An 18,984-nucleotide genomic window follows, 5' to 3' on the forward strand; every position below is an offset into this window, starting at 1 on the left:
GGACCGACGGGCGTCAGCCGCGGTGATGCCCGGGCGCGTCGTCGTCCGTGGTGAGGCCTTCCTGACCGACGACCTGGTCGACGGTGCCCACGATGTCCTTCACGCTCCGATCACCGAGCCCGTCGCGGTCGACGGCGTGCGACGGAGTGATGGCGGCCACGACGAATCCGGTGGCCAGGGACGCGAGGGCGAGCATGCTGCGCTTCTTCATGCTCGGTTCAACTGCGCCGACCGCCCGCGGGTCACGCTCGTGCGCCCGACGGGAGCACTCAGGAGCACTCACCCCTTCGTCGACCCCAGCGTCAGGCCCGCGATGAAGTGGCGTTGCAGGAGCAGGAAGACCAGGATCGTCGGAAGGGCCACCAGGACCGATCCGGCCGCGAGCAGGTTGTAGTCGGTAAAAAACTGTCCGCGCAGGTTGTTCAGGGAGGAGGTGATCGGGAGCTTGCCGGGGTCGGAGATGAAGATCAGGGCCCAGAGGAAGTCGTTGTAGACCCAGGTGAACTCGAGGGTGGCCAGGGCCGCGAGGGCCGGGCGGCACAGCGGCAGCGTGATGCGCCAGAACCGGGTCCACACGCCGGCGCCGTCGACGATCGCCGCCTCCAGGATCTCCTGGGGCAGCGTGCGCATGAAGTTGGCCAGGACGAAGACGCAGAAGCCCAGCTGGAAGCCGATGTTGACGACGATGACGGCCCAGTACGAGTCGTACAACGTCAGTGAGTCGGACATCCACCACGGAAACGGGATCCTGTTGAACAGGACGTAGAGGGGCGTGACGATCACCTGCTGCGGAAGCAGGTTGCCCGCCGTGAAGAACATCAGCAGGACGAGGCCGCCGCGCAGTCTCAGCCGTGAGACCGCGAACGCCACGAACGCCGACAGGAACAGCGTGACGATCACCGCGGGCACCGCGATGATCAGCGTGTTGGCGAAGTACCTGCCCATGCCGGACTCGGTGTAGGCCTGGCGGTAGTACGCGAAGGACAGATGGCTGGGCCAGGAGAAGTAGCCGTTCTGCGCCGTGTCCTGGTACGGGCGCAGGGAGGCGTAGACGGCGAGCAGCAGCGGCGCGACGAACGCCAGCGACACCGCCGCCAGGAAGATCTGCACGCCCCAGCGGCCCCGCCGCCGGTGCCCCGCCGGCCGTGCGGACGCCGGCGCCGGGCGGTGTACGGGCGCGGTGGTGCGGATGTCTGCCGTCATCGGTCGCGGGCCCCTCGCAGCTCTTGGACCAGGAACGTCACGATGCACCCCAGGGACACGGTGAGCAGGACCACGGCGACGGCGGAGCCGAAGCCGATGCGGCTCGCCTCGCCGATGATGTTGTCGGTGATCAGCACCGACAGCAGTTCCAGGCCGTTGCGGCCCTTGTTGACCGCGTAGACGATGTCGAAGGCGCGCAGCGCCTCGATGACCGTGATGACGCCGACGACGACGTTCACCGGGCGCAGGGTCGGCAGGACCACGCTGAAGAACGTCTGGCGTTCGTTCGCCCCGTCGATCGCCGCCGCCTCCTTCAGCACCGGATCGACGGACTTCAGCCCGGCCAGGTAGAGGATCATGACGTAGCCGACGTGTCGCCAGCTCGCCGCGATCATCATCATCCAGATGTTGAGGTGGGAGTCGCCGAGCCAGTCGATGGGGTCGGTGTGGTTGCCGAGGAGGGTGTTGACCGCGCCCTGGTCGGTGCCCAGCAGCAGTTGGGCGATGAAGCCGACGATGGCCAGCGAGAGCACCACCGGCAGGTAGAGCACGGACTGGTAGAAGCGGCTGAAGCGGACCCCCCGGTCGATCAGTACGGCCAGGAACAGCCCGAACGGCGTCGCGATCAGTCCGAGGAAGAGCAACCAGAGGACGTTGTGGCGGACCGCGGGCCAGAACGGCGGGTAGTTCTCCGCGAGGTTCCGGTAGTTCTCACCGCCGGCCCAGTGGATGTCCCCGATGCCGTCCCAGGAGGTGAAGGACAGGCCGATGGAGGCCAGCGTCGGACCCCAGACGATGGCGACGTCGAGCAGCACCGGTAGGCCGAGCAGCACGACGAGGACGGCGAGGTCGCGGCGGGTGAACCGGTGCAGCCGTGGCCGTCCGGCGCGCCGCGGGGAGGTGAGCGCCACGGAAGATGTCCCCCAGTGATCAGCCGACGGGCTGCGAGAAGATGGTCTTCTTCTGCCGTTCGACGCTGTTGCACAGCCCGTCGACGTCCTTCGGGTTGCCGATGAAGTCCTGGATCGCCTGGATCATCACGGTGGAGGCGAAGTCGGGGCGGGTGTCGCGGTCCAGGAACTGCGAGATCTGCCGGGCGCCGGAGACGAGTTCGGCGGACTTCTTCTGCAGGGCGCTGTACTTGGAGGTGTCGGCGCCGGAGTTGACGGCCACGTTGTTCGGGTCGTACTGGAGGTAGATGTCCTCGGCCTTCGGTGTGCCGAGCCACTTGAGCAGGTCCTTGGCGGCGGCGACGTTCTTGGACTTCTTCGCTACGAGGAAGCCGTCGATGGGCGCCTCCACGGCGTCCTGGCCGTACTGCGGGTCGATCTCGGGGAACGCGAAGAAGTCGATGTCGTCACGCTCGTTCTCCGGGAACTGGCTGCCGGGGTGCGGCATGCCGAAGACCGCCATGCCCGTCTTGCGCTGCTGAAGGCTCTGCCCGGCCTCCTCCCAGGTCCGGCCGAGGGCGCCCTTCTGGTAGTACGGCATGAGTTCGCGCCAGGTGTCGAAGACCTTCTTCACCCGGTTGTCGGTCCACGCTTCCTGGCCCGCCATCAGGGACTTGTGGAAGTCGTATCCGTTCAGGCGCAGATTGATGTAGTCGAAGGTGCCCATGGCGGGCCAGCCGTCCTTGTCGCTGAAGGCGACCGGGGTGCCGTCCTTGGACATCTGCTTGGCCAGCGCGATGAACTCGTCCCAGGTCTTGGGCTGTTGGTAGCCCTTCTGCTGGAACAGGCTCTTACGGTGGAAGACGGCCCACGGATAGTAGTAGTACGGCACGAAGAACTGCCGACCGTCGTGGGTCGACTGCGCCTTGAGGGCGTCGGAGAACCCGGAGAAGGACGACCACACGTCGCTGATGTCGGTCAGCAGCCCCTTCTCCGCGAAGTACTGCATGCGGTACCCAGCGAACCACATGAAGACGTCGTCGGGCCGGCCCTGGAGATACCGGTTGATGTTCTCCTGGAAGTCGTTGTGGTCCTTGGTGTTGACCTTGACCTTCTTGCCGGACTGCTTCCGGTAGGCATCGAACGCCGCCGCGTACGCCTTCTTCGGCACCGCGTCCGAGGCGTTCGACCCGACGCTGACCTCGTTCTTGCCTCCGCCGGGGCCGGAGCCGCAGGCGGACAGCAGGGCGGGAAGCGTGACCGCGCCCGCTCCGACGGCCGCACCCCGCAGAACACTGCGCCGGGAGATCGGATGTCCTGCTTCATCTGTCGGCGGGACGAGCCGGTTGAACGATGACTGCGCCATGTCCCCCTCCTCGGGGTGTCACCCAACACAACCGAACGAGAGGGTTGGATCTCACCGCCAACCGGCTATGGAGTCAAGGGGCCTGACGGGATGTCCAACAACCGTTACCGCTTCTCTTCCAACAGAGTCCGACAGCTCCTACCATAACCGCGCACCGATGACGCGGACATGATGTCATCCCATCTTTCGCGAGTTCGGAGGAGCGTTCTTATGCGTCACCCGCACACGCGCACCGCCCGCCGCACAGTGGTCGGGGCTCTGGCCGCAGGACTGCTGTGCACCGCGGGACTCGCCGTCCCAGCCGTCGCCGTCCCAGCCGTCGACGCGCCCACCGCGCCCACCGCCGCGGCCCCCGCTCGGGACTCCGTCACGCCCACGCGGGCCGACGGGCTCGCCCTCACCCCTCCGATGGGCTTCAACAACTGGAACTCCACGCACTGCCGGGCCGAGTTCGACGAGTCCATGGTCAAGGGCATCGCCGACCTCTTCGTCGCCAAGGGCCTGAAGGAGGCCGGGTACCAGTACGTCAACCTCGACGACTGCTGGGCCCTGCCCGCCCGCGACGCGAACGGCAAGCTCGTGCCCGACCCGGTCCGGTTCCCGAACGGCATCAAGGCTGTCGCGGACTACGTGCACTCCAAGGGACTCAAACTGGGCATCTACACCAGCGCCGGTACCAAGACGTGCAACAGCGCCGGATTCCCCGGCGCGCTCGGCCACGAGTACAGCGACGCCCAGCAGTTCGCCGACTGGGGCGTGGACTACCTCAAGTACGACAACTGCAACAACCAGGGCGTGGACGCCAGGCTGCGGTACACCACCATGCGGGACGCGCTGGAGGCGACCGGCCGGCCCATCGTCTACAGCCTCTGCGAATGGGGCCAGAACAAGCCCTGGGAATGGGCATCCGACCTCGGGCACCTGTGGCGCACGACCGGTGACATCAGCGACAGCTGGGGCTCGATGCTGTCGATCCTGAAGCAGAACCTGCCGCTCGCCCCGTACGCCGGTCCGGGCCACTGGAACGACCCCGACATGCTGGAGGTCGGCAACGGCGGCATGACGGACACCGAGTACCGCACCCACTTCTCGATGTGGTCCGTGATGGCCGCGCCCCTCCTCATCGGCTCGGACCTGCGCAAGGCCTCCGATGCGACCTTCGACATCCTGGCCAACAAGGAGGTCATCGCCGTCGACCAGGACCCGCTGGGCAAGCAGGGCGCCGTCCTCTCCTCCGAGGGCGGCCGCTGGGTCGTGGTCAAGGAGATGGAGGACGGCAGCCGCGCCGTCGCCCTGTTCAACGAGACCGGCAGCCCGCAGCGCATCGCCACCACCGCGCAGGCCGTGGGCCTGCCCGACGCGGCCGCCTACACCCTGCGCGATCTGTGGCGGCACCGCTCCTACAACACCGCGGGCACGATCTCGGCGACCGTTCCGGCCCACGGCACCGTCCTGGTCCGGGTCTTCCCCGACCGCCGCTGGGCCGTGAACCCGCCCGCCGTCGAACTCGGCCTGGACGGCGCCCCGTTGCTGGAGGCGGGCAAGCCGGCGACACTGACCACGACCGTCACCGACCTGGGCCGTACGCCGGCCACGCAGGTCTCCGTGTCCCTGACCGGCCCCGAGGGCTGGACGGTACGGCCCGAGTCCGCGACCCACGCCGACTCGGTACCGACGGGCAAGGCGCTGAGCACCCGCTGGACGGTCACCGCACCGGCCGGAACACCGACGGGGTCGTACGACCTGACGCTCCGGGCGAGTCACCGCTCCCCCGGCGGCGCCCGCGCCGACAGCGCCCTGGCCTTCGCCGCCGGCGTGGTGGTGCGGCCGCCCGCCGGGACCTCGTACCTCAGTGACCTTCCCTGGCTCTCGGCCACCAACGGCTACGGCCCGGTGGAACGCGACACCAGCAACGGCGAGAGCGCCGCCCGCGACGGCCACCCGATCACCCTCGGCAAGGTGGTGTACGCCAAGGGACTCGGCGTCCACGCGGAGAGCGCCGTCGAGTTCTACACCGGCGGGACCTGCCGGACGGTCACCGCGGACGTCGGCGTCGACGACGAGAAGAACGGCAAGGGCACGGTCGCGTTCGAGATCTGGGCGGACGGCAGGAAGGCCGCCGCCACCGGGGTCCTCACCAACGCGATGGGCGCCCAGCCGCTGTCGGCCGACGTGACCGGCGCGCAGGTGGTCCGCCTCGTCGTCACGGACGGCGGCGACGGCATCGACTCCGACCACGCGGACTGGGCGGACGCCCGCCTGATGTGCTGAGCCGGCCGAGGAGGCGTTCCCCGGGGAAAGCCGCGCCGGGGACGCCTCCTCGCACGCGTCCGGCTCTCAGAGGGGGCCGAGGTCACCCAGCGGGTCCTCGTGCGCGTCCGGCCGCTTCCGCCCCAGGAAGAGCACCAGCGAGGCGGCGACGGCCACCAGCCCCGGCACCACGCTGAGCGGGCCCGGCCCCAGCGCCCACCAGCACACGACGAACAGCGGCGGCGAAACGGTGACCGCCACCAACGCGATGCGCTGGGTGACCCCGGCCGACCAGGCCGTCCGCAGCAGGCTCGGGTTCGCCCGCCACTGCAGGACCATGCTGAGCACGACCACGGATGTCGTCACGACGCAGGTCGGCAGGCCGATGCGCGGGAGCTTCTGCCACTCCACCCCGGAGCTCGGTTCGAGCATCAGCGCGCCTTGGACGAGCACCCCGGCGCCGATCAGGGCGAAGGCTCCACCGATCGTCCGGACGAGCGCAAAGTCGCGGGGCGTTTTCGCCCGCCACGGCCGGCCGTTCAACCGGAATCTCTCCCGTGTCACCCCGCGATAGTCGAAAGCCAGTCCGCCGCCGAACACGACGGCCATGATTCCCCACACCATCAGGAAGAGGGCCAAGGCGTTTCCGCCCCCGGCCGTACTCTGCTGTGCCACCACAAGTCCCCCTCCGGCTTCCGACGTGCACGGCCCACATCATGGACCGCGGCCGCCGTTTCAGACCCCGGCGGCCGTCACGCCCGTTCGCGCCGCGAGTGCTGCCGCCGCCGCTCCCACCAGTCCGGCATCCGTGCCCATCTGGGCCGGGGCGACCGTCAGACGCCGCACGAAGGAGAGGGTGGCGTAGTCGGCCAGGGCCCGGCGCAGTGGGGCGAGGAGCACGTCCCCCGCCTTGGCCACTCCCCCGCCGATCACCGCGATGTCGATCTCGACCAGGGTCGCGGTGGCGGCGATACCCGCGGCCAGAGCGCGGGCGGCGCGGGCGAAGGAGGCCACGGCGACCGGGTCCCCGGCGCGGGCGGCGGCGGCCACCGCGGCCGCCGAGGTGTCGCCGTCGGGGCCCGGGCGCCAGCCGTGGTCCAGAGCCCGGCGGGCGATGTTCGGGCCGCTCGCGATGCGCTCCACGCAGCCCCGCGAACCGCACGGGCACGGGTCGCCGTCGAGGTCGACGCTGATGTGGCCGATGTGTCCGGAGTTGCCGGTCGGGCCGGGATGCAGCCGCCCGTCCAGGACCAGGCCGCCGCCGACGCCGGTGGAGACGACCATGCACAGCGCGTTGTCGTGTCCCCGGGCGGCACCCTGCCAGTGCTCGGCCGCCGTGATCGCCACACCGTCGCCGATCAGCTCCACGGGCAGACCGCCGGCCGCGGCGCGGGCCCGCTCGACCAGCGGGTAGCCGCGCCAGCCGGGCACATTGACCGGGCTGACCGTGCCCGCGGAGGCGTCCACCGGGCCCGCGCTGCCGATACCCAGGGCCGTGGCACGCCCCCACAGCGGCGACGCGCCCAGTTCCCCGAGCACCCCCTCCACGGCCCGCATCACGGTGTCCCCGTCCTCCTGCGCGGGCGTCGGGCGCTGCGCGCGCACCAGGATGCCGCCGCGGCCGTCCACCAGCGCTCCGGCGATCTTGGTGCCGCCGATGTCCAGCGCAGCCACGAGGTCGGTGTGCATCAGAGTCAGATCTCCCCGTCAACCATGAGAAAACCAAGAGGTGGGCGCAGTCCGGCATCGCTGTGGGGGCGCGCAGTCCGGAGTATGCGATGGACAGTCTCTCGTGCATATGACAACGTTGTCCAGGTTCTATGCTCGACGCCACATCCTCATACGAACCCATGGACCGACGCATCCCTGTGGACGCGACTCGTCCCCGTGGACGACAGGACAGGACGCCGCACCGTGCCCGAGACCGCCCGTCGAGCAGACCGCCCCGCAGACCGCCCGAACCGCGCCTCCGGGAATCGCTACGGCAGCCGTCCGACCATGAAGGACGTGGCGGCACGCGCGGGCGTCGGTTTGAAGACCGTCTCCCGCGTGGTCAACGGCGAGCCCGGGGTCACGCCGGACACGGGGCGGCGCGTCCAAGACGCCATCGCGGCCCTCGGCTTCCGCCGCAACGACAGCGCGCGGGTACTGCGCAAGGGCCGCACCGCGAGCGTGGGACTGGTCCTGGAAGACCTCGCCGACCCGTTCTACGGGCCGCTGAGCCGCGCGGTGGAGGAGGTCGCCCGCGCCCACGGCGCCCTGCTCATCAACGGCTCCAGCGCGGAGGACCCGGAGCGCGAGCAGGAACTGGCGCTGGCACTGTGCGCACGGCGGGTGGACGGGCTGGTAGTGATCCCGGCCGGTGACGACCACCGGTATCTGGAGCCGGAGATCAAGGCGGGCGTCGCGACCGTGTTCGTGGACCGTCCGGCCGGGAGCATCGAGGCCGACGTCGTACTGTCGGACAACTTCGGCGGCGCCCGCGACGGCGTCGCCCACCTGATCGCCCACGGCCACCGCCGGATCGGCTTCATCGGCGACATGCCCCGCATCCACACGGCCGCCGAACGACTGCGCGGCTACCGGGCGGCGATGGAGGGCGCGGGCATACCGGTCGAGGACTCCTGGATGTCGCTGGGCGTCACGGACCCGGAGCGGGTGCGCCGAGCCGCCGAGACGATGCTGTCCGGCCCCGATCCGGTCACCGCGGTCTTCACGGGCAACAACCGGGTGACCGTCACCGTGATCCGCGTGCTGGCCGAGCAGACGCGCCGGGTCGCCCTTGTCGGCTTCGACGACTTCGAACTGGCCGATCTGCTCCAGCCGGGCGTCACCGTCGTCGCCCAGGACGCGGCGGCCCTCGGCCGGACGGCCGCCGAACGCCTCTTCCGCCAGTTGGACGGCAGCCTCCTCGCCCCGGAACGCATCGAGCTCCCGACCCGCCTGGTCACCCGCGGCTCGGGCGAACTGCCACCGTCGGACTGAACGGCCGCCGCCCACCCCGCGACCGGCGAACCGCACCGCGCCGCCCCACCCGCACGCCCTGACCGAGACCCGCCCACCGCCCCGGCCGGACGCGTCCCGGCACCCGCTTCTCCCGGCACCCCAGCGACTCTGCGCGCGGCACGGCCGGACCCGCCGCCGTCGCGCGCGGGGCGGGTGGGACACGCGACTGGACACCCGCGCCAGGTGGAGCATGCGGATGATCGGGGCGGGGGCCAGGGGCGGCGCGGAAGCAACGCGGAGGCGTGACCGCGGGGGTCAGGGCCCCGCGGTCACGCCCCTGCCGGTGCTCCCCCGCTACTGCGCCGAGGCGGTCAGGTCGCCGCGGCGCGGGGCGGAGAAGGACTCCAGGTCGGCACGGTTCAGGCCGGTGAGCTGGGCGACCTCGGCGGAGTCGAGGGCGCCGCAGTCCAGGCCGCGCAGCAGGTAGCCGCTGAGCGCCTTGGCGGTGGCGGGCTCGTCCATGACGTCGCCGCCGGCGCGGCTGACGTAGCGGGCCAGGCGGGCCGCCGCCTGCTCGAAGCCCTCGCGGTAGAAGGCGAACACGGCCGCGTACCGGGTGGGGATGTGGCCGGGGTGCATGTCCCAGCCCTGGTAGTAGGCGCGGGCCAGGGCACGGCGGGTGAGGCCGAAGTGCAGCCGCCAGGCGTCGTGCACCTTCTCGGTCGGGCCGACGGGCAGGACGTTGGTGGAGCCGTCCGAGACGCGTACGCCCGTGCCGGCCGCGGCGACCTGCATCACGGCCTTGGCGTAGTCGGCGGCCGGGTGGTCGCTGGCCTGGTAGGCGGCGGAGACACCGAGGCAGGCACTGTAGTCGAAGGTGCCGTAGTGCAGTCCGGTCGCGCGGCCCTCGGCGGCCTGGATCATCCGGGCGACGGTGGCGGTGCCGTCGGCCGCCAGGATGGACTGGCTGGTCTCGATCTGGAGCTCGAAGCCGAGGCGGCCGGGCGCCAGTCCATGGGCCTTCTCGAAGGCCTCGAGCAGCCGGGCCATGGCCGTGACCTGCTCGGGATAGGTCACCTTCGGCAGGGTGAGGACGAGCCCGTCGGGCAGGCCGCCGGCCGCCATCAGGCCGGTGAGGAAGATGTCGAGGGTGCGGATGCCCCGGTCGCGGACCGCCGCCTCCAGGCACTTCATGCGGATGCCCATGTACGGGGCGGCCGTCCCGTTCCCGTACGCCTCGGCGACCAGCCTGGCCGCGCGGGCGGCCGCCTCGTCCTCCTCCGCGTCCGGGCGGGGACCGTAGCCGTCCTCGAAGTCGATCCGCAGGTCCTCGATGGGCTCCCGCTCCAGCTTGGCGCGGACGCGGTCGTACACGGGAGCGGCCAGCTCGTCACTCAGGCCGAGGACGGCGGCGAAGGAGGCCGCGTCCGGGGCGTGTTCGTCGAGCGCGGCGAGCGCCTGGTCACCCCAGGAGCGGATGGTGCCGGCGTCGAAGACGTCGCCGGGCACGTAGACGGTGTGCACGGGCTGGCGGGTACCGGGGTCGCCCGGGTAGAGGCGCTCCAGTTCGGCGTCGACCGGCGCGAGGGAGGCACTGATCTCCTCGCTGACGGCGCCCGCGAGGCTCGTCGCCACGTTCTCCTGCTGGCCCTGACCCATCCCACACCCTCCTGTTTTCCGCCACACGGAATTAATAATCCGCAGTACGAAGTTATCCGTGGATCTTCCCGTGGGTCAACACCGTCTTTCGCGCGACCGCCCACGCCTTCATCCTGGCGCGCGGGAGGAGGGGATCACCTGCCGAAGCTCAGGGGGCGTGCCCCCAGGACGAGCCGAGGCCCCCGCGTCCCACCCGGAGAGGGCGGGGCACGGGGGCCTCGGTCGGCGTCTGAGGCTCAGCCCTTGCGGGCCTTGATCTCCTCGGTGAGCTGGGGGACGACCTCGAACAGGTCGCCGACCACGCCGTAGTCGACCAGGTCGAAGATCGGGGCCTCGGGGTCCTTGTTGACCGCGACGATCGTCTTCGAGGTCTGCATGCCGGCGCGGTGCTGGATCGCGCCGGAGATGCCGTTGGCGATGTACAGCTGCGGCGAGACCGACTTGCCGGTCTGGCCGACCTGGCTGGTGTGCGGGTACCAGCCGGCGTCGACGGCGGCGCGCGAGGCGCCGACGGCCGCGCCGAGGGAGTCGGCGAGCGCCTCGATGATCGAGAAGTTCTCCGCGCCGTTGACGCCACGGCCGCCGGAGACCACGATCGCGGCCTCGGTCAGCTCCGGACGGCCCGTCGACTCACGCGGCGTGCGCGCGGTCACCTTGGTGCCGGTGGCCTGGGCGGAGAACGTGACGTTCAGCGCCTCGACCGTACCGGCGGCCGGGGCGGCCTCGACGGCGGCCGAGTTCGGCTTGACCGTGATGACCGGGGCGCCCTTGGAGACACGGGACTTGGTGCTGTACGAGGCGGCGAACACCGACTGGGTGGCCACCGGACCCTCGTCGCCGGCCTCCAGGTCGACGGCGTCGGTGATGATGCCGGAACCGATGCGCAGCGCCAGGCGGGCGGCGATCTCCTTGCCCTCCGCGGAGGAGGGGACGAGGACGGCGGCCGGGGAGACGGCCTCGACGGCGGCCTGCAGGGCGTCCACCTTCGGCACGACCAGGTAGTCGGCGTACTCGGACGCGTCGTGGGTGAGTACCTTCACCGCGCCGTGCTCGGCGAGCGTGGCGGCGGTGTCCGCGGCGCCCGCGCCGAGGGCGACGGCGACCGGCTCGCCGATGCGGCGGGCCAGGGTCAGCAGCTCCAGGGTCGGCTTGCGGACGGCACCGTCCACGTGGTCGACGTAGACGAGGACTTCAGCCATGGGACTTCTTCTCTCCTGCTTGCGAAGGGGGGCGGTCGACGGGGGGCGGGCCTTAGATGAACTTCTGGCTCGCGAGGAACTCGGCGAGCTGCCTGCCGCCCTCGCCCTCGTCCTTGACGATCGTGCCGGCGGTGCGGGCCGGGCGCTCCGCCGCGGAGTCCACGGCCGTCCAGGCGTTGTCCAGGCCGACCTCGTCCTCGTCGATGTCCAGGTCGGACAGGTCCCAGGACTGAACCGGCTTCTTCTTGGCCGCCATGATGCCCTTGAAGGACGGGTAACGGGCCTCGCCCGACTGGTCGGTGACCGACACGACGGCCGGGAGGGACGCCTCGAGCTGCTCGGAGGCCGTGTCACCGTCGCGGCGGCCCTTGACCACGCCGCCTTCGACCGCGACCTCGGCCAGCAGCGTGACCTGCGGCACGCCCAGGCGCTCGGCCAGCAGCGCCGGGACCACACCCATGGAGCCGTCGGTGGAGGCCATGCCGGAGATCACCAGGTCGTAACCGGCCTTCTCGACCGCCTTGGCCAGCACCAGCGAGGTGCCGATGGCGTCCGTGCCGTGCAGGTCGTCGTCCTCGACGTGGACCGCCTTGTCCGCGCCCATCGAAAGCGCCTTGCGCAGCGCGTCCTTGGCGTCCTCCGGACCCACCGTCAGAACGGTGACCTCGGCGTCGCCGTCCCCGTCGTAGTTCTCGGCGATCTGCAGGGCCTGCTCGACCGCGTACTCGTCCAGCTCGGAGAGCAGACCGTCCACGTCGTCCCGGTCGACGGTCAGATCCTCGGCGAAGTGCCGGTCGCCAGTGGCGTCGGGCACGTACTTCACAGTGACAACGATCCTCAAGCTCACGCCGGCTCTCCTACTGCATCGTCTTCTCTGGGCTGCCTTCCTGCAGGCAGCATAGGCGCCTGAAGCGGCCGATCCCGGTCAGGGCGACCGCGCGCTCCGAGCGGAATATTACTCGTCAGTACACCCAGTTCATGCCCGCTGAGCAAGCGCTTTGAACTGTGACCTTCGCAACGCAGCGTAACCGGAACCCGACGGCTTCGCAGGAGAGAGCCGAGGTGATCAATCACGCAGCGCGCTGAAGCGGCCCTGGTGATAGAGGAGCGGACGGCCGGCGCCCGTGGGGTCGCCCAGGACGACCTCGGCCAGCACGATGCGGTGGTCCCCGGCGGGCACCCGCGTGACGACCCGGCACACCATCCAGGCGAGCACGCCGTCGAGGACGGGCACCCCCTCGGGACCCTCGCGCCACGCCGTCTGCGCTCCGAAGCGGTCGGCACCGCTGCGCGCGAAGGTGGCGGCCAGTTCCTCCTGGTGCTCCCCGAGTATGTGGACACCGACGTGGTCGGTCGCAGCTATGGCCGGCCAGCTGGAGCCGCCGGTGCCGACGCCGAAGGAGAGCAACGGCGGCTCGGCGGAGACGGAGGTGAGGGAGGTGGCGGTGAATCCGACCGGACCGGCGTCGCCCCGGGCGGTGATGACCGCGACGCCCGCCGCGTGCCGCCGGAAGACGGAGCGCAGCAGATGAGGGGAGGCGAGCTGGACGGTGGCGGAGGCGCCCAGATCGGAAGTGGCCGTCATGGAGCTCCCCTTCTGCTGGTCGGACGAGCGGGAACCGTGGCTGCTCAACAGTCCGGGCGGCGCGCGCTCGTGGGGCGGGCTGGGTCGACGCGGGGCCGCCCGAGAAGAAGGAGTTCCGAGGGCATGCAGTCAGGCTCACGATAGTTGGCGTACCCGGTCAAGTACGTCCCGGGATGTGGGAGCTGTCCCGCCGTCATGGACAGGGACCTCACAGCGCCTCCCCCAGGGCCGCGATGACGTCCGCCTTGCGCGGCTGTCCGGCGGCCCGCCGTACCACGCGGCCGTCCGCGTCGAGGACGAGCACGGTCGGCGTACTGAGGATCCCGAGTTCGCGCACGAGGTCGAGCCGGGCCTCGGCATCGACCTCGACGTGCGCCACCCCGGGGACCATCCCGGCCACCTCGCCGAGGACTCGCCGGGTCGCCCGGCAGGGAGCGCAGAACGCGCTGGAGAACTGAACCAGCGTGGCCCGCGCGCCGAGGCCCTCACCGAGTTCGGCCGCCCCGAGCCGCCTGCCCTCGTCGCATCCCCGCACGCCCGCTCTCCTGTTCCGCCGTATACCGCCGCCGTACCTTCACGAACGCGCCCGTGCGCGCCAACCGGTTCAGCGCGCCCGGAAGCGCGGAGATTCCCGGCGCCCGGGACGGGTTCGCCGAGCGGTGGCCGCGGCCGGCGGTCCGCGGACGCGGTGTGGCCCCTGTGGGCCGTCGGGCGGAATCTCACGGGTGACGTGACGAGGATCTCGCCTTGGACGGGCACGTGGACTGGCTCCCGGACCGTTCTTGGGGCACGATCTGCGACAGGCCGTAAACCTACGGCAGCGTAACTTCCGCCGGGATCCCCTTCCCTGGCAGACAGAAGGGTCCGTCCCGCTCATGGCAGAGCTCGTCTACCGCCCCGTCATCGGTCTCGCCCGCACGATGTTCAAGGCGTGGGACCTCAAGATCGACTGCCGGGGATCGGAGAACATCCCGCGCTCGGGCGGCGCCGTGCTGGTGAGCAATCACATCAGCTATCTGGACTTCGTCTTCAACGGGCTCGCGGCGCTCCCGCAGAAGCGCCTGGTGCGTTTCATGGCCAAGGAGTCGGTCTTCCGGCACCGGATCTCCGGCCCCCTGATGCGCGGCATGAAGCACATCCCGGTGGACCGCGCCAACGGTGAGGCTGCGTACGCGCGAGCGCTGGACTCGCTGAGGTCCGGCGAGGTGGTCGGGGTGTTCCCGGAGGCCACGATCTCGGAGTCGTTCACGCTGAAGAGCTTCAAGTCGGGCGCGGTGCGCCTCGCCCAGGAGGCGGGCGTTCCCCTGATCCCGACGGCCGTCTGGGGCACGCAGCGGCTGTGGACCAAGGGCCACCCGCGCAACTTCAAGCGCAGCCACTTCCCGATCACGATCCGGGTGGGCGAGGCCATGGAGGCCTCCCGGGAGCAGTACGCCGGCGCCATCACCCGCCGGCTGCGCGAACGTGTCCAGGAGCTCCTGGAGGCCGCCCAGCGCGCCTACCCGGTCCGCCCCCGGTCCACCGACGACACCTGGTGGATGCCCGCCCACCTCGGCGGCACGGCCCCGACCCCGGACCAGCTCCGCACGGCCGGGGCGCACTGACCGTTCCTAGAAGCTGAGCGGGAGTGAGTCCTGGTGCCAGGGCGGCCGCTCCTGGTCCCGTCCACATGCTCGGCTTCAACCTGCTCCCCAGGCTGAAGAACGCCAGCTCAGCCCGTCTGTACCGGCTGGCGGCCGGGGAGGACGAGAAGTGGCCGAACCTGGCGCCGGGGCTGTCGACCAAGACGATCGACTGGGACCTGATCCGCCAGCAGTACGACCGGATCGTGAAGTACACCACCGCCCTGCGCCTGGGCACCGCCGAGGCCGAGCAGGTCCTGCGCCGCTTCACCCGCGGCGGGCCCAAGCACCCGACGTACCGGGCGATCGAGGAGCTGGGCCGGGCGGTGCGTACAGCGTTCATCTGTGACTACCTCGCCGACGCGGACCTGCGCCGCGAGATCAACGACGGGCTACAAGTCGTGGAGAACTGGAACTCCGCCAACCACGATCTGTTCTACGGCAAGGACGGCGACCTGACCGGCTCCCACAAAGAGTCCCAGGAGGTGTCCATGCTCGCCCTGCACCTGCTCCAGTCCGCGCTGGTGCACGTCAACACCCTGCTCCTTCAGGACATCCTGAGCAAGGAGTAGTGGCAAAAGCGGCTCACCGACGCCGACCGGCGGGCCCTGTCCCCGCTGTTCTGGACCCACGTGAACCCCTACGGCCGGTTCGAGCTGGACATAGACTCCCACCTCGACCTCGCCGCCGCGGCGTCCATGGTGCCCGGCCTCCGCACCGCGCCCGATACGCAGACTCCCGAACCGGCGGCGGAGGGTGCGGCAGGGTCGGCATCCTGAAGATCCGTACGCCGCCGCTGCCCTGGCCCCCTTCGGGAAGGGGCGGGGAAGTCGGCCAGTGCGCCCCCGGCGCCGTGCGGCGCCGGGGGCTGTATGCGGGCACTCGGCTATGGGGAGGGAGTGGGGCGCGGGGCCGGGGTCGGCTCGGTGAGCCGACCGGTATGGCGGGCCCACATCTCGAATGCCACGGTCATGAACGGCGGTATGGCGGCCAGCAGGGCGAAGAGCGCCGTCCGGCCCAGCCGCCACTTCAGCCGGATCGCCACCAGGACGGTCAGGAGTACATAGGCGATGAAGGCGGCTCCGTGGAGTGTTCCGAAGATCCGTACGCCGAGTTCGGTGGTCTTCGGGATGTACTTGAAGTACATCCCGATCAGCAGGCCGGCCCAGGTGCATGCCTCGATGACGGCGATCCAGGTGAAGGCGCGCAGCAGGCGCCCTGTCGGGATTGCGGTTCCGCCGGCGGGCGGGGCGACGGCGCGTGCGGGAGGTGTCTTGTGGCGGGGGCGTGCGGGCCACAGGGCGTGGTCACCGAGAAGGCGGACGATGGCGGGGACCAGGAGCGGCCGGATAAGGAAGGTGTCCAGCAGGATGCCGAAGGCCATGGCGAAGCCGAACTGGAACAGTTCGCGGATCGGTTGGGTCATCAGGACCGCGAAGGTCGCCGCAAGGATGAGGCCCGCGGAGGAGACGACGCCGCCGGTACGCGTGAGGGCGGCGCTGATGGCCTTGGCCGGAGGCAGGGTGCGCAGCTCCTGCTTGAACCGGCTCATGATGAAGATGTTGTAGTCGACGCCGAGTGCGACGAGGAAGACGAAGATGTATGCGGTGACGCGGTTGCCGATGCCTTCGTCACCGAGGACGGTGACGGTGAAGAAGGTGGTGGCGCCCAAGGTGGCCAGGAAGGACAGGAGGAGCGTTGCCACCAGGTAGAGCGGCGCGAGGAGCGAGCGCAGCAGGAGGATCAGGACCGCTGTGACGATGGCCAGGACCAGGAGCACGAGGAAGGTCGTGTCGCGGTCGAGCGCGGAGCGGATTTCGGCGTTCTGCGCCGTCTCTCCCGCGACGAGCACCGTGGCGTCCTTCACGCCGGCGGCGTCGGCCGCGGCCTGCGCGGTCTCCTTGAGCGGACTGATGGCATCGAGCGCCTTGGAACTGTACGGGTCGAGGTCGAGGACGACGTCGTAGAAGACCGTCCTGCCGTCGTCTCCGAAGCGGGGGTGCTGTCCGACCCGACTGACGTCGTCGACGCCGGCGAGCGCGGCGGCGATGTCGGCGGGCGCGGTACTGGAGCGCAGGTCGACCCGGGACTGGACGACGACGGTGCTGGGCGCGATCTCACCCGGGCCGAACTCCTCCTGGATGAGGTGCTGCCCGCGCTCCGACTCGGTGGCGGCACGGAAGCCGCTGAGCGTGTTGAAGCTCTCGTGGTAGCCGAGCAACCCGGCACTCATCACCACGAGCAGCGCGACCACGGCCGTGACCACCCGGACCGGGGCCCGGGCGACGAGAGCGGCAATGCGGTGCCAGATGCCCGTGCCGCGGCTTCGTTCGGCGGCTTTGGCCACGCCCCCCGGCCAGAAGACGCTCCCGCCCAGCAGCAGGACCAGGGCGGGGATGAAGGTGAACGCCACCAGCGCCATGACGGCCACGCCGAGAGCGAGGTAGGGCCCGAAGCCGTGCAGTGCCGGGGAGACGGCCACGAGCAGGGCGAACATAGCGAGCACGATGGTGGAGGCGCTGGCGAGGACGGATTCGGCCGTCCGGCTCACCGCGGTCTGCATCGCGCGCGGACGGTCCGCCTCGTCGAGGAGCGCCTCGCGGTAGCGGGCGGTGATGATCAGCGCGTAGTCCGTGCCCACTCCGAACAGCAGCACGGTCATGATCGAGGCGGTCTGGGAACTGACCGTGATGATTCCGGCGTCCGCGAGGAGCGCGCCGGTCGTCTCCGCCACGCGCATGGCCACGCCGACGGCGAGGAGAGGTACCAGGGCCATCAGGGGTGAGCGGTGGATGGCCAGGAGGATGACGAGGACGAGCAGAATGGTGGCCAGGAGCATGACCTTGTCGCCGCCGCTGAAGACCTTCACGGTGTCGGTGGCGATCCCGGCGGGGCCGGTCACGGCGACTTCGGTGGGACCTGCACGGTCGGCTGCGAGGGCACGGACCTTGTCGACAGCGTTCTGGAAGGACTTGTCCGAGGGGCTTCCGGTCATGGGCACGATGACCAGCTGGGCGCCGCGGTCCTGCGAGACCAATTCGGCCGCGGCGTCGGGAGCGGTCACCGTGGAGATCACGCTCGCCACATGGTGGGGCCGGGCGGTTTCCGAGAGGACCGAGGTGATGCGGGTGACGGCTTCCCCGGCGTTCGCCGCGGCATCGGCGCCCTTACCGTGCACCACGATGATCGCCGGCGTCGCTTCCTGGCCCGGAAACTGCGCGCGGACGAGGTCGCGGGCCTTCATGGAATCCGAAGCGGCGGGCGGAAGGTTGGCGGAGGCGTTGTCCTCGACGGATTCCAGAGCGGGAGCGGCCCCGGCGAGGAGGCCCGCGATCAATACCCAGAACACCACCACCACGGCGGCACGTTTTCTTGATCCCAGGAGACATCGGAGCATGCGGGAGTACATCGGTTGCATCAGGGAGCCTTCGACCGGAAGCACGGACAGACCTTAGCGACAGGGGTGTCGCTAAGTCGGGTGTCAAGCTAACACGGCCCCCTCGGCGCCCCGGGCACGGGGTAGATTGGCGCGAGATGGCGCAGTGCCCGAGGCGGAGCGGAGAGAATGCCCAAGATCGAAGCCGGTAGTGTCCGTGAGCACCGGGCCCAGCGGCTCGCTCGGCTGATCGACGCGGCCGAGGCACTCCTGAGCGAGGGCGGCGTGGAGAGCCTCACCGCCGGCGCGGTCGCCGCGCGGGCCGGCATCGCCCGCAACAGCATCTACCGTTACTTCGACTCCATCGAAGACCTGCTCGAACTCGTCGTGACCCGCGAGTTCCCCGCCTGGATCGGCGCCGTGGAGCGGGCCATCGCGGCCGAGGCCACCCCCGAGGAGCAGGCAGTCGCCTACGTCAGGGCCAATCTCGAACAGGCCGCGCGCGGCACCCACGGTTGGCGGGCCTCGCTCTCGCGCGCCTCGCTCTCCCCGTCGACGCGGGAGCGTGTGAGGAATCTGCACACCTCACTGCACGAGGCACTCGCCCAGGTTGTCCGCGAACTGGGCCATCCGCAGCCGGAGCTGACCGTCGCCGTGCTCCAGGCCGTTGTCGATGGATGCATCCGCAGAATCGACCAGGGCGACGAACTGACGACCGTGTCCGACTTCGCGGCGGGAGCCACACGTCGGCTGCTCGCGCACGACCACCACTGACTCCTCGGTCATGTCCCACACCGGGCAGGCATGATGCTCGACCGTCGTGACGAACGGGCGCCCCGTCGGCAGAAGGGAGTACCTCGGCCTGGCCGTGGACCACGGCGCGACCTG

General features: G+C 70.4%; 18 protein-coding genes. 6 read left to right on the top strand and 12 right to left on the bottom strand.

What is annotated here, in order from left to right; translation table 11 throughout:
- Positions 1-13 precede the first annotated feature (13 nt).
- The 4 genes from ACIQFZ_RS26500 to ACIQFZ_RS26515 all read right to left on the bottom strand — a co-directional run bounded on the left by ACIQFZ_RS26500 (position 14) and on the right by ACIQFZ_RS26515 (position 3,459).
- On the bottom strand, positions 14-211 hold the full coding sequence (locus tag ACIQFZ_RS26500; RefSeq protein WP_376654569.1) for a hypothetical protein: 198 nt from the start codon (positions 209-211) through the stop codon (positions 14-16).
- 68 nt (positions 212-279) lie between these two features.
- Positions 280-1,203, bottom strand: a complete 924-nt coding sequence (locus ACIQFZ_RS26505) for a carbohydrate ABC transporter permease (protein WP_402692303.1) — start codon at positions 1,201-1,203, stop codon at positions 280-282.
- Entirely contained in the window at positions 1,200-2,114 is a 915-nt protein-coding gene (locus ACIQFZ_RS26510; RefSeq protein ID WP_402692304.1) for a carbohydrate ABC transporter permease, read from the bottom strand. Before ACIQFZ_RS26510 ends, ACIQFZ_RS26505 begins: the two co-directional genes overlap by 4 nt.
- Positions 2,115-2,133: 19 nt before the next feature.
- A complete protein-coding gene (locus ACIQFZ_RS26515) occupies positions 2,134-3,459 on the bottom strand; it encodes an ABC transporter substrate-binding protein (RefSeq protein WP_383061944.1) in 1,326 nt (441 codons plus the stop codon).
- Between the two features lie 210 nt (positions 3,460-3,669).
- On the opposite strand from ACIQFZ_RS26515, the gene ACIQFZ_RS26520 reads away from it, so the two are divergent.
- Positions 3,670-5,730: an NPCBM/NEW2 domain-containing protein gene (locus ACIQFZ_RS26520; protein WP_402692305.1), complete on the top strand. Its 2,061-nt coding sequence runs from the start codon at positions 3,670-3,672 to the stop codon at positions 5,728-5,730.
- Between the two features lie 66 nt (positions 5,731-5,796).
- On the opposite strand, the gene ACIQFZ_RS26525 is transcribed toward ACIQFZ_RS26520, so the two are convergent.
- Together ACIQFZ_RS26525 and ACIQFZ_RS26530 are read right to left on the bottom strand one after the other, a co-directional pair.
- Positions 5,797-6,384, bottom strand: coding sequence for a hypothetical protein (locus ACIQFZ_RS26525; protein ID WP_402692306.1), 588 nt, complete (start codon positions 6,382-6,384; stop codon positions 5,797-5,799).
- Between the two features lie 60 nt (positions 6,385-6,444).
- Positions 6,445-7,398 (bottom strand): ROK family protein, encoded by a 954-nt coding sequence (locus ACIQFZ_RS26530; RefSeq protein ID WP_376654564.1) that lies wholly within the window; start codon positions 7,396-7,398, stop codon positions 6,445-6,447.
- Between the two features lie 225 nt (positions 7,399-7,623).
- On the opposite strand from ACIQFZ_RS26530, the gene ACIQFZ_RS26535 reads away from it, so the two are divergent.
- Entirely contained in the window at positions 7,624-8,694 is a 1,071-nt protein-coding gene (locus ACIQFZ_RS26535; RefSeq protein ID WP_402692307.1) for a LacI family DNA-binding transcriptional regulator, read from the top strand.
- Between the two features lie 315 nt (positions 8,695-9,009).
- Here the strand turns inward: ACIQFZ_RS26535 and ACIQFZ_RS26540 are convergent, their stop codons facing one another.
- From ACIQFZ_RS26540 to ACIQFZ_RS26560, 5 genes are all read right to left on the bottom strand, one after another.
- Complete coding sequence (locus tag ACIQFZ_RS26540) at positions 9,010-10,314, bottom strand: DUF6986 family protein (RefSeq protein ID WP_365434570.1); 1,305 nt, start codon at positions 10,312-10,314, stop codon at positions 9,010-9,012.
- Positions 10,315-10,550: 236 nt separating this feature from the next.
- Positions 10,551-11,513, bottom strand: coding sequence for an electron transfer flavoprotein subunit alpha/FixB family protein (locus ACIQFZ_RS26545; protein ID WP_402692308.1), 963 nt, complete (start codon positions 11,511-11,513; stop codon positions 10,551-10,553).
- 52 nt (positions 11,514-11,565) lie between these two features.
- The gene (locus tag ACIQFZ_RS26550) at positions 11,566-12,360 is read right to left on the bottom strand and encodes an electron transfer flavoprotein subunit beta/FixA family protein (protein ID WP_402692309.1); all 795 of its coding nucleotides are present in this window, start codon (positions 12,358-12,360) and stop codon (positions 11,566-11,568) included.
- 219 nt (positions 12,361-12,579) lie between these two features.
- Positions 12,580-13,098, bottom strand: coding sequence for a flavin reductase family protein (locus ACIQFZ_RS26555; RefSeq protein WP_365431700.1), 519 nt, complete (start codon positions 13,096-13,098; stop codon positions 12,580-12,582).
- Positions 13,099-13,306: 208 nt separating this feature from the next.
- Positions 13,307-13,657, bottom strand: coding sequence for a thioredoxin family protein (locus ACIQFZ_RS26560; protein WP_365431703.1), 351 nt, complete (start codon positions 13,655-13,657; stop codon positions 13,307-13,309).
- Between the two features lie 316 nt (positions 13,658-13,973).
- Here ACIQFZ_RS26560 and ACIQFZ_RS26565 point away from each other — a divergent pair, with 316 nt between their 5' ends.
- From ACIQFZ_RS26565 to ACIQFZ_RS26575, 3 genes are all read left to right on the top strand, one after another.
- Positions 13,974-14,702 carry a lysophospholipid acyltransferase family protein gene (locus ACIQFZ_RS26565; protein ID WP_365431697.1) on the top strand — a complete coding sequence of 243 codons (729 nt, stop codon included), beginning with the start codon at positions 13,974-13,976 and terminating at the stop codon, positions 14,700-14,702.
- A gap of 65 nt (positions 14,703-14,767) precedes the next feature.
- Positions 14,768-15,292 carry a Tn3 family transposase gene (locus tag ACIQFZ_RS26570; RefSeq protein WP_402692310.1) on the top strand — a complete coding sequence of 175 codons (525 nt, stop codon included), beginning with the start codon at positions 14,768-14,770 and terminating at the stop codon, positions 15,290-15,292.
- Positions 15,293-15,352: 60 nt separating this feature from the next.
- The gene (locus tag ACIQFZ_RS26575) at positions 15,353-15,499 is read left to right on the top strand and encodes a hypothetical protein (RefSeq protein ID WP_402692311.1); all 147 of its coding nucleotides are present in this window, start codon (positions 15,353-15,355) and stop codon (positions 15,497-15,499) included.
- Positions 15,500-15,606: 107 nt separating this feature from the next.
- Here ACIQFZ_RS26575 and ACIQFZ_RS26580 read toward each other — a convergent pair whose 3' ends face one another.
- Positions 15,607-18,117 (bottom strand): MMPL family transporter, encoded by a 2,511-nt coding sequence (locus tag ACIQFZ_RS26580; RefSeq protein WP_402692312.1) that lies wholly within the window; start codon positions 18,115-18,117, stop codon positions 15,607-15,609.
- A 168-nt stretch (positions 18,118-18,285) separates the two neighbouring features.
- On the opposite strand from ACIQFZ_RS26580, the gene ACIQFZ_RS26585 reads away from it, so the two are divergent.
- Positions 18,286-18,870, top strand: coding sequence for a TetR/AcrR family transcriptional regulator (locus ACIQFZ_RS26585; protein WP_365431688.1), 585 nt, complete (start codon positions 18,286-18,288; stop codon positions 18,868-18,870).
- Positions 18,871-18,984 lie beyond the last annotated feature (114 nt).

The sequence above is a fragment of the Streptomyces sp. NPDC093064 genome, assembly GCF_044754605.1.
Taxonomy (GTDB): Bacteria; Actinomycetota; Actinomycetes; order Streptomycetales; family Streptomycetaceae; genus Streptomyces.